The 8,712-nt window shown below is 68.8% G+C and carries 8 protein-coding genes and 1 pseudogene; 4 read left to right on the top strand and 5 right to left on the bottom strand.

Annotated features, from left to right (window positions below):
• A pseudogene (locus B2U11_RS08505) lies at positions 1-151 on the bottom strand (DEAD/DEAH box helicase); the annotation flags it as partial.
• A gap of 247 nt (positions 152-398) precedes the next feature.
• Here B2U11_RS08505 and B2U11_RS08500 point away from each other — a divergent pair.
• Entirely contained in the window at positions 399-746 is a 348-nt protein-coding gene (locus B2U11_RS08500; protein ID WP_292071075.1) for a hypothetical protein, read from the top strand.
• 56 nt (positions 747-802) lie between these two features.
• On the opposite strand, the gene topA is transcribed toward B2U11_RS08500, so the two are convergent.
• Positions 803-3,436 (bottom strand): type I DNA topoisomerase, encoded by a 2,634-nt coding sequence (gene topA, locus B2U11_RS08495; protein WP_292071074.1) that lies wholly within the window; start codon positions 3,434-3,436, stop codon positions 803-805.
• A gap of 138 nt (positions 3,437-3,574) precedes the next feature.
• On the opposite strand from topA, the gene B2U11_RS08490 reads away from it, so the two are divergent.
• Positions 3,575-3,769, top strand: coding sequence for a hypothetical protein (locus B2U11_RS08490; protein WP_292071072.1), 195 nt, complete (start codon positions 3,575-3,577; stop codon positions 3,767-3,769).
• Between the two features lies 1 nt (position 3,770).
• Here the strand turns inward: B2U11_RS08490 and dprA are convergent, their stop codons facing one another.
• A complete protein-coding gene (gene dprA / locus B2U11_RS08485) occupies positions 3,771-4,844 on the bottom strand; it encodes a DNA-processing protein DprA (RefSeq protein ID WP_292071070.1) in 1,074 nt (357 codons plus the stop codon).
• Positions 4,841-5,479: a glycerol-3-phosphate 1-O-acyltransferase PlsY gene (plsY, locus tag B2U11_RS08480; RefSeq protein ID WP_292071067.1), complete on the bottom strand. Its 639-nt coding sequence runs from the start codon at positions 5,477-5,479 to the stop codon at positions 4,841-4,843. Before plsY ends, dprA begins: the two co-directional genes overlap by 4 nt.
• 128 nt (positions 5,480-5,607) lie before the next feature.
• Here plsY and B2U11_RS08475 point away from each other — a divergent pair, with 128 nt between their 5' ends.
• Positions 5,608-6,543, top strand: a complete 936-nt coding sequence (locus B2U11_RS08475) for a glycerophosphodiester phosphodiesterase family protein (protein WP_292071066.1) — start codon at positions 5,608-5,610, stop codon at positions 6,541-6,543.
• 49 nt (positions 6,544-6,592) lie between these two features.
• The gene (ubiM, locus tag B2U11_RS08470; RefSeq protein WP_292071065.1) at positions 6,593-7,774 is read left to right on the top strand and encodes a 5-demethoxyubiquinol-8 5-hydroxylase UbiM; all 1,182 of its coding nucleotides are present in this window, start codon (positions 6,593-6,595) and stop codon (positions 7,772-7,774) included.
• 7 nt (positions 7,775-7,781) lie between these two features.
• Here ubiM and B2U11_RS08465 read toward each other — a convergent pair whose 3' ends face one another.
• Positions 7,782-8,696 carry an alpha/beta hydrolase gene (locus B2U11_RS08465; RefSeq protein ID WP_292071064.1) on the bottom strand — a complete coding sequence of 305 codons (915 nt, stop codon included), beginning with the start codon at positions 8,694-8,696 and terminating at the stop codon, positions 7,782-7,784.
• Positions 8,697-8,712: the final 16 nt, after the last annotated feature.

Raw genomic sequence — 8,712 nt, 5'->3', positions numbered from 1 at the left:
CGGTGCCGGTCTGGGCGATGCCGAGGACATCGCGTCCGGCGAGGGCCACCGGGATGGCCTGTTCCTGAATGGGGGTGGCGGTCGTGTAGCCGGTATCGGCGACCGCCTGCAGGGTCGTGGGCGAAAGGCCCAGCTTGGAAAACTCAGTCATGCAGTCCTGAAGGGACGGAGGATAACGTTCGCAAACGCCTTCAGCTGACGGAACCGCCCCTCGTGGGCGAGCGGGCGGCGCGCATCGCCAGTCCTGTTCCGAGCCTGCGGCCGTATAAAGAAAGCCCTACTCGTCAGTCAAGTATTTCCGTTCGCAATGGCTCCGCTTGGCAACAGCGGCGCGGGCTGTATGGTCGCCTCGGGGACTGGGAGAAGGATGTCGAATGCGCGCTGCCGTATTGATCGCGGTGATGCTTGTCGCTCCAGTCAGCGCCAAGGCGTCGGATCGTGGACGGGCTGCTGACGCCATGCAGGCGGCGTTCGGCAATACGGTTGTCTCCCACTATCCTGACGGCGATTGGGTCAAACACTGGTTTGATCGCGACGGGGCCTATCGCGCCCTGTTTTCAGACGGGCGCCGTCTGACGGCTCGCTGGGCGCGCGAAGGCGACAAGATCTGCCTGAACGAGATTCGCCCCCGCATGATCATTTCGCGATTCTGCACCCCATATATCGAGGCGTCCGTGGGTGAGAGCTGGCCGGGGCGCGATCCATTGGGACGCCGCGTCCGCAATGAACTGGTCGCGGGACGGTAGATCAGGTTCGCTTCCAAGAAAAACGCCCCCGTTCGCAAGAGCGGGGGCGTTTTCCTTTATTCGGCTTCGGCGGCCTTGGCCTTCTTGGCCGGCGCCTTCTTCGCGGCCGGCTTCTTGGCCGCGGGTTCCTTCTTCGCTGCGGGTTTTTTCGCAGCAGCCTTCTTGGCGGGCGCCTTCTTCTTCGGCGCCGCGCCGGCCTTGGCGGCCAGCAGGGGCAGGGCGGCCTCCAGCGTCAGGTCTTCGGGCGCCGTGCCGCGCGGCAGGGTGGCGTTGATCTTGCCCGACTTCACATAGGGGCCGAAGCGGCCGGCCATGACGTGGATCGGATCGCCCGTTTCCGGGTGGGCACCCAGATCCTTGAGCGGGGCCGCCGCGGCGCCGCGACCGGCCCGACCGGCGCGCTTTTCGGCCAGCAGGGCGACGGCGCGGTTCAGGCCGACCTCGAACACCTCCTCGATGTCCGAGACGTTGGCGTAGGTCCCGGCGTGCAGGACGAACGGGCCGTAGCGGCCCAGGCCCGCCGTGATCGGCTTGCCGTCCTCCGGGTGGGCCCCGACCTCGCGCGGCAGGGACAGCAGGCGCAGGGCCTGCTCCAGCGTCAGCGACGCCGGCGACCAGCCCTTGGGCAGGGACGAGCGTTTCGGCTTTTCGCCGTCCGGCGGCGTGATTTCGACATAGGGGCCGAAGCGGCCGATCTTCAGCTGCACCGGCTGGCCGGTCTCAGGGTCGATCCCCAGTTCGCGGTCGCCGCTCTCGGCCGAGCCGTCCTCAGCCGAGGGGCTGGCGACGGGGCGGGTGTATTTGCAGTCGGGATAGCGCGAGCAGCCGATGAAGGCGCCGAAGCGGCTGGTCTTCAGGCTGAGCTGGCCCTGATGGCACAAGGGGCATTCGCGCGGGTCGGAGCCGTCGCCCTTGTCCGGGAAGATGTGCGCGCCCAGGCTTTCGTTCAGGGCGTCCAGGATGGCGGTGGTGCGCAGTTCGCCGGCGGCTTGCGTCGCGGCGTGGAAGTCCTGCCAGAAGTTGCGCAGCAGCACCTTCCAGTTCAGATCGCCGGCCGAGACCTCGTCAAGCTGGGTCTCCAGGGCAGCGGTGAAGTCGTATTCGACCCACTTCCTGAAGAACTGCTCCAGGAAGGCCGTGACCAGGCGGCCCTTGTCCTCGGGGTAGAAGCGGTTCTTGTCGACGCGGACGTATTCGCGGTCGCGCAGGGTCGACAGGGTGGAGGCGTAGGTCGAGGGGCGGCCGATGCCCAGCTCTTCCAGCTTCTTGACTAGGGTGGCTTCCGAATAGCGGGGGGGCGGTTCGGTGAAATGCTGGTCGGTGCGGATGGCGTCGACCTTGGCGCGCGCGCCTTCCTTCAGCGCGGGCAGGCGGCCGCCTTCGTCGTCCTCGTCCTCGGCGCCTTTCTGCTTTTCGTCGCGGCCTTCTTCATAGGCGGCGATGAAGCCGTCGAAGACCACGACCTGGCCGGTGGCGCGCAGGCCCGTCTGGCCGTCGGAGGTCTCGATCTCGACCGTGGTGCGGTCCAGGCGCGCGGCCTCCATCTGCGAGGCGACCATGCGCTTCCAGATCAGCTCGTAGAGCCGCTGCAGGTCGCTATCCAGGCGAACGCTGTCAGGGTGGCGGGCGATGTTGGTCGGCCGGATCGCTTCGTGCGCTTCCTGCGCGTTCTTGGCCTTCACCTTATAATAGCGCGGCTCCGACGGAACGTAGGCCGGGCCGTATTCCTTGCCGATGACCTCGCGCGCCTGGGCCAGGCCCTCGGGGCTGACCGACACGCCGTCGGTCCGCATATAGGTGATCAGGCCGCCGGTCTCGTCCACGCCTTCGTACAGCTTCTGCGCTGCCTGCATGGTGCGCTGGGCGGTGAAGCCCAGCTTGCGCGCGGCTTCCTGCTGCAGGGTCGAGGTGGTGAAGGGCGGGGCCGGATTGCGTCGGACCGGCTTCTTCTCGATCGAATTGATGGTGAAGTCGCCGGCCTGGATGGCGGCGCGCGCGGCCGAGGCGGTGGCCTCGTCCTTGATGTCCAGGCGTTGGACGCGCTTGCCGGCGTGCTTGACCAGACGCGCGGTGAAGGGCGGGCTGTCGGCGTTCAGGTCGGCCTCGATGGACCAGTATTCCTGCGGCTTGAACTTCTCGATCTCCATCTCGCGATCGACGACGATGCGAAGGGCCACCGATTGCACGCGGCCGGCCGATCGGGCGCCCGGCAGCTTGCGCCACAGCACCGGCGAGAGGGTGAAACCGACCAGATAGTCCAGGGCGCGGCGGGCCAGATAGGCCTCGACCAGCTCCATATCCAGCTGGCGCGGATTGGCCATGGCCTCCAGCACGGCGGACTTGGTGATGGCGTTGAAGGTGACGCGTTCGACGTGCGTGTCCTTCAGCGCCTTCTTCTTGTTCAGCACCTCCAGCACGTGCCAGCTGATCGCTTCCCCTTCGCGGTCGGGGTCGGTGGCCAGGATGACGCGATCGGCGCGCTTGGCCGCCTCGGCGATCTCGGACAGGCGCTTGGCGCCCTTGGCGTCGGCCTCCCAATGCATGGAGAAGTCGTCGTCGGGCAGGACCGAGCCGTCCTTCGACGGCAGGTCGCGGACGTGGCCGTAGGACGCCAGGACCTCGTAGTCCGCGCCGAGATATTTGTTGATGGTCTTGGCCTTGGCGGGGCTCTCGACGATGACGAGGTTCATGATGGGGTCAGTCTCGGGAAGGGGTGCGAACGTGGTTGGCGCGAGCGCTGCTGTCAATCGCTTCCCGCGTGTTACAGCTTAAGGTAGTTGTCTTTTAATCACGCGCGTCTAGATTGTCGGCTTTCAACGGAGGCGATCATGAGCGCGGCGCGACGCAAATCGGCACCGACGACCCCCGGACGTTCCAATATCGAGGCGGCGGCGTTTCCAACGCGGGAATATATCGGCGCGATGGCGCTGGAGATGGCGCGCATGGCTCGCGACGAAGGGGATGGGCGGCTGGCGGCGATGCTGGAGCTGGTGGCCCAGGTCGCGGGCGCGCCGCCGGCCTGAGCTAGAGCGACGCCAGGCCGCCGGGCAACAGTTCGGCGCGGCCCGCGAGGCTGAGCTCCAGCAGGGCGGCGGCGACCTGGGCGACCGGCATGTTCAAAGCTCGGGCGATCTCGTCGCGCGGGGTCGGCGTCGGCGACAGCAGGGCGGCGACCCGATCCAGCAGGGCGTCGTCCAGGTCTCCTTGATAGGTCAGCGGCTGGGACGGCGGCTCGCGCAGGGTGCGCAGGGTGGTGAAGGCGCGCTCAATGTCCTCGATCCCCTCGCACAGGATGGCGCCCTGGCGCAGCAGTTCGTTGGGACCGCGGGCGCGCGGGTCCAGCGGCGAGCCGGGGACGGCGAAGACATCGCGGCCCTGCTCGGCCGCCAGGCGCGCGGTGATAAGGGAGCCGGAGCGGATCTCGGCCTCCACCACCACCACGCCGCGCGACAGGCCCGAGATGATGCGGTTGCGGCGCGGGAAGTCGCGGGCCTGGGCGCGGGCCCCGATCGGGCTTTCGGAGACGACGCAGCCCTGCTCGACCACCCGGGCGTAGAGGTCGGCGTGCTCGGGCGGATAGACGTCGTCCACGCCGCCGCCCAAGACGGCGACGGTCCCGGTCGGCAGGGCGCCTTCGTGCGCGGCGGCGTCGATGCCCCGCGCCAGGCCCGAGACGACGATATGGCCCGCCTGGCCCAACTGACCGGCCAGGCCGCGCGCGATCCGCTGGCCTCCGGCCGAGGCTATGCGGGCGCCGACGATGGCTACGCAGGGTCGGTTCAGAAGGGCGACCTCGCCGCGCGTCCACAGGATCGGGGGCGGCGGGTCCAGTTCCGCGAGAAGGGCCGGATAGTCGGCGTCGCCCAGCACCACCAGCCGCGCCCCCATGCGCATCCCGGCCTCCTGTTCTCGCTCGACGGCGGCGACGGGCGGGGGAACGGAGGCGGCTCCAGACTTTCGGACCAGGCCGGGCAGGGCGTCCAGCGCCGCGCCGGCCGAGCCGAAGCGGGCCAGAAGCTGGGAAAAGGCGACGGGGCCGATGCGGTCGGTGCGGGCCAGCCGCAGACGGGCGAAACGCTCGTCCCGCGACAAGCTCACGCCTTCTTGGCTCCGATGCGGGGCTCCTGGCCCTTCAGCAGCCGGGCGATGTTCTCCTGGTGGCGCACCCAGATCAGCACCGCCGCGAAGATCGTCAGCGCCAGGATCGGGGTCGACACGGGCAGCCCCACAGCCGTCAGCGGCAGCAACGCCAGGAGCGGGGCCGAGGCCGAGGAAATCAGGGCCGACAGCGACGAATAGCGGAACAGCAAGGCGCAGATCAGCCAGACCGCGCCCGCCATCAGGCCCAGCGGCCAGGCGGCCGCCAGCAGCAGACCGTAGAAGGTGGCCACGCCCTTGCCGCCCTTGAACTTCAGCCAGACGGGGAACAGGTGGCCCAGGAAGGCCGCGCCGCCGGCGATGGCGCCGGCCAGTTCGCTGCCGAACAGATGCCGGGCGATCAGCAGGGCGGCCGCGCCCTTGCCGGCGTCCAGCAGCAGGGTGGCCAGCGCCAGGTCCTTGCGGCCGGTGCGCAGCACATTGGTCGCGCCGATGTTGCCCGAACCGATATTGCGCACGTCGCCGGCGCCGGCCGCGCGGGTGATGACCACGCCGAATGGAATGGAGCCCAGCAGGTAGCCGCCCAACGCCACGAGGGCGAGCGTCGCCACGGTCGGCGCGACCAGATCCTGCACGTTGATTCGCTCCCCCTGTTGGTTTGGCGCAAAATGCGTCGGCGACGGGCGCGGGGCAAGGGCGATCCGACCCCTTGACCCGAGAGCGGGCGCGCGGTCTGGTCCCGCGCGCTTCACCGGAGACCCCCATGATCCGATATTCGACGACGGCCGTCCTGGCTCTGTTGCTGACGACGGGCGGATGCGTGGGGTCCGGTCCGGCGCTGGACAGCCCCGCGCAGGGGCCGGCGATGGCCGGTTTTTTCGACTGTCTTCGCGAGACCGGCGGCGTGGCCGTATCCGCGCACCGGGCCGTGTCTGCGCCTGATCAGCCCGAGAACTCCGTTTCCGCCATCGAGGCGACCGGCCGGGCCATTCCGAACGCCATCCTGGAACTGGACGCCGTGCTGACGCGCGACGGCGCGCTGGTCCTGATGCACGACGAGACGATGCAGCGCACGACGACCGGACGCGGCCGCGTGGCGGACATGACCCTGGCCCAGGTCAGGCGCGCGCGGCTGCGGGCGTCGAACGGCGCCCTGACGCGCGAGGCGCCGCCGACCCTGGGCCAGGCGCTGGACGCCGCCGGCCGCGTGGGCGCCATCGCCAGCATCGACCTGAAGCCCGCCGAGGGCGGCAGCACGGTCGACCTGGCGCGGGCGGTGATCGACCAGGTGCGCCGCTCGGGCGCCCAGGACCGGGTCATCCTGATCACCTACACCGACGCCGACGCGCGGGCCGTGGCGGCGATGGCGCCGGAGATGATGATCTCGGCCGGCCTCGACGGAACGGACGAGCTGCGGGGGCTGGACCCGGCGCAGGTCCTGGCCTGGACGGGTACGCGCGAGGAGCGGCCGACGCTGTGGCGCGCGCTGCGCGACGCCGGGGTCGAGGTCCAGTTCGGCACCCTGGGCGCCGAAGGCGTTCGGCGCGACGATCGCTATGCGGCGGACGGCGACGTGTCGGAATATCGCGATCTGGCGCGCCAGGGGGTGACGGTGATCGCCACCGATACGCCGCTGGCCGTCAAGTCAGTGCTGGAAGCCGAGATGGCCAAGGCCGCGACCTGCCCGCGCCCGCGCTGATTTGCGCTGCATCAAGGGCGACGCGCGCGAGATCGGGCAGGAACCGGCGATGATCCAGGATTCGATCTTCGACGTGGCCGTGGTCGGGGCCGGGCCGGCGGGCCTGGCCTTCGTGCGGTCGCTGGCGGGATCGGGACTGTCCGTCGGCCTGATCGAGCGGCAGGACGAGGCGTCGCTGCGTAACCCGCCCTTCGACGGGCGCGAGATCGCCCTGACGCACCACTCGATCCGGTTGCTGAAGACGATGGGGGTGTGGGCTCGGGTGCCGGCGGAGCAGATTTCGGACCTGCGCCAGGCGCGGGTGCTGGACGGCGGCTCGCCCTTCGCCCTGACGTTCGGGACGGCGTCGGCGGAACGGCTGGGCGTGCTGATCCCCAATCACCTTATCCGTCAGGCGCTGTTCGAGATCGTGGACAAACAGGCGGGGGTCCAACTGATGGCCGGGCGGCGGGTCTCGGCCTGCGCGATCGAAGCCGCTGCGCCGCGTGGCCGGCTGACGCTGGACGACGGGACGACGATCCGCGCCCGGCTGGTCGTGGCGGCCGATTCCCGCTTTTCCTTCCTGCGCGACCAACTGGGCGTGGGGGCCGAGATCGACCGGCTGGGACGGTCGATGATGGTGTGCCGGATGCGGCACGACCAGGCGCACGGCCATGTGGCGACCGAATGGTTCGACCACGGCCAGACGGTCGCCCTGCTGCCGGTGGCGGATGCGGAGCAGCGCGTGTCGTCTGTCGTCCTGACCCTGGCGGCGCCGGCCATCGCGGCGCTGATGAGCCTGACGCCCGAGGCCTTCGCCATCGAGATGGAACGGCGGCTGAAGGGACGGTTGACCGGGCTGGAACTGGTGGGGACGCGCCACGCCTATCCGCTGGCCGTCACATGGAGCCGCCGGTTCGCCGGCGAGGGGTTCGCCCTGATCGGCGATGCGGCGGTGGGGATGCATCCGGTGACGGCGCACGGCTTCAACCTGGGTCTGAAGGGACAGGAGACGCTGGCCAAGGTGGTGCGGAGCGCGCCGAGCGGGGACATCGGCGCGGGGCGTCTGCTGGCCCGCTATCAACATGAACACCGCATGGCGTGCTGGCCGCTGTATCAAGGGACGAATGTTCTTGTGCGTCTGTTCACCGAAGAAGCGCCCCCCGCACGTCTGGCGCGTGGCATAGCGCTGAGGGCCGGACAGGCGACCGCGCCGTTCAAGGCCGTGGTGAAGCGGATGCTGACGGCCTAGACGCGACTCAGGATTCGGCGGGCAGAACGGCCTTCAGCGCACGGGTGAAGCCGACCGGAGCGATGGTCAGGTGATCTTCGTCCTGCAGCACGATCGAGCGCACATTCAGATTGGGATAGGCGCGCGATTTCAGGGTTTGTTCCATCGTCTGCACATCGCCGACCATGTCTGCGCCCGAAGTGTTGCGCCGGTCCGGGCCGGGCACTTCCCATGCGCCGACATACATGAAGACATCGGCAGGCAGATCGTCGTGCGCGCGGGCGTAATCCGCCTCCATTTTCATGATGTGGCGGCGATCAAACCAGAACGACGGACTGCCCAGCACATAGGCTGAAAACAGGCCGGGGTCCGTGAACATGATCTGGGCGCCCAGCAGGCCGCCATAGGAATGGCCCAACATCACACGTCTGGCCGGGTCGGCGCGGAAACGGTCCTCGACGAAGGGAATTGCTTGGGCTTGCAGATAAGCCTGATAGGCTGCGCCCCCGCCGTGCAGGGTTGAACTGGCGCTGCTGGGGCCGTTCGGCGTGGGAGTGTAATCGCGATTGCGGCTGACCGTGCCGCTGTCCCCCTGCGAATAGGACAGGCCGACTAGAATGAACTCCTCGATAACCGGGCCGTCCAGGTTCACGCGACGGGCGATCTGGCGGATGATCGGAAAGGCGTAATCGGCGTCGGTGACATACAGCACCGCGTACCGACGTTGAGGGTTTGCTTCATAGCTGGCGGGCAGGCTGACGAAGACTTCGTAATCGCGACCGGAGACGGGGTCGGGCACACTCCAGACCTGGGTGCCTTTCAAAACATAGGGCGCGCCTTCGGCCTGGGCGACGGACGCGGAGCTTGATTGAGCACCGGCCTTTTCCGAACAGGCCGCGCCGATCAACGCGAGCAGAGCCAGACCCAATGTGACCATCTTCATCGGAGAATCCCCCAAA

Origin of the sequence: Brevundimonas sp. UBA7534 (assembly GCF_002479325.1) — a bacterium.
Taxonomy (GTDB): domain Bacteria; phylum Pseudomonadota; class Alphaproteobacteria; order Caulobacterales; family Caulobacteraceae; genus Brevundimonas.
This window is presented reverse-complemented; position numbering and strand designations above follow the sequence as displayed.

What these genes read in the sequence shown, in the direction of transcription:
- B2U11_RS08475 (WP_292071066.1), top strand. Translation starts at nt 5,608, where the DNA reads ATGATCCGATATTCGACGACGGCCGTCCTGGCTCTGTTGCTGACGACG.
- B2U11_RS08465 (WP_292071064.1), bottom strand. Translation starts at nt 8,696, where the DNA reads ATGAAGATGGTCACATTGGGTCTGGCTCTGCTCGCGTTGATCGGCGCG.
- ubiM (WP_292071065.1), top strand. Translation starts at nt 6,593, where the DNA reads ATGATCCAGGATTCGATCTTCGACGTGGCCGTGGTCGGGGCCGGGCCG.
- topA (WP_292071074.1), bottom strand. Translation starts at nt 3,436, where the DNA reads ATGAACCTCGTCATCGTCGAGAGCCCCGCCAAGGCCAAGACCATCAAC.
- B2U11_RS08490 (WP_292071072.1), top strand. Translation starts at nt 3,575, where the DNA reads ATGAGCGCGGCGCGACGCAAATCGGCACCGACGACCCCCGGACGTTCC.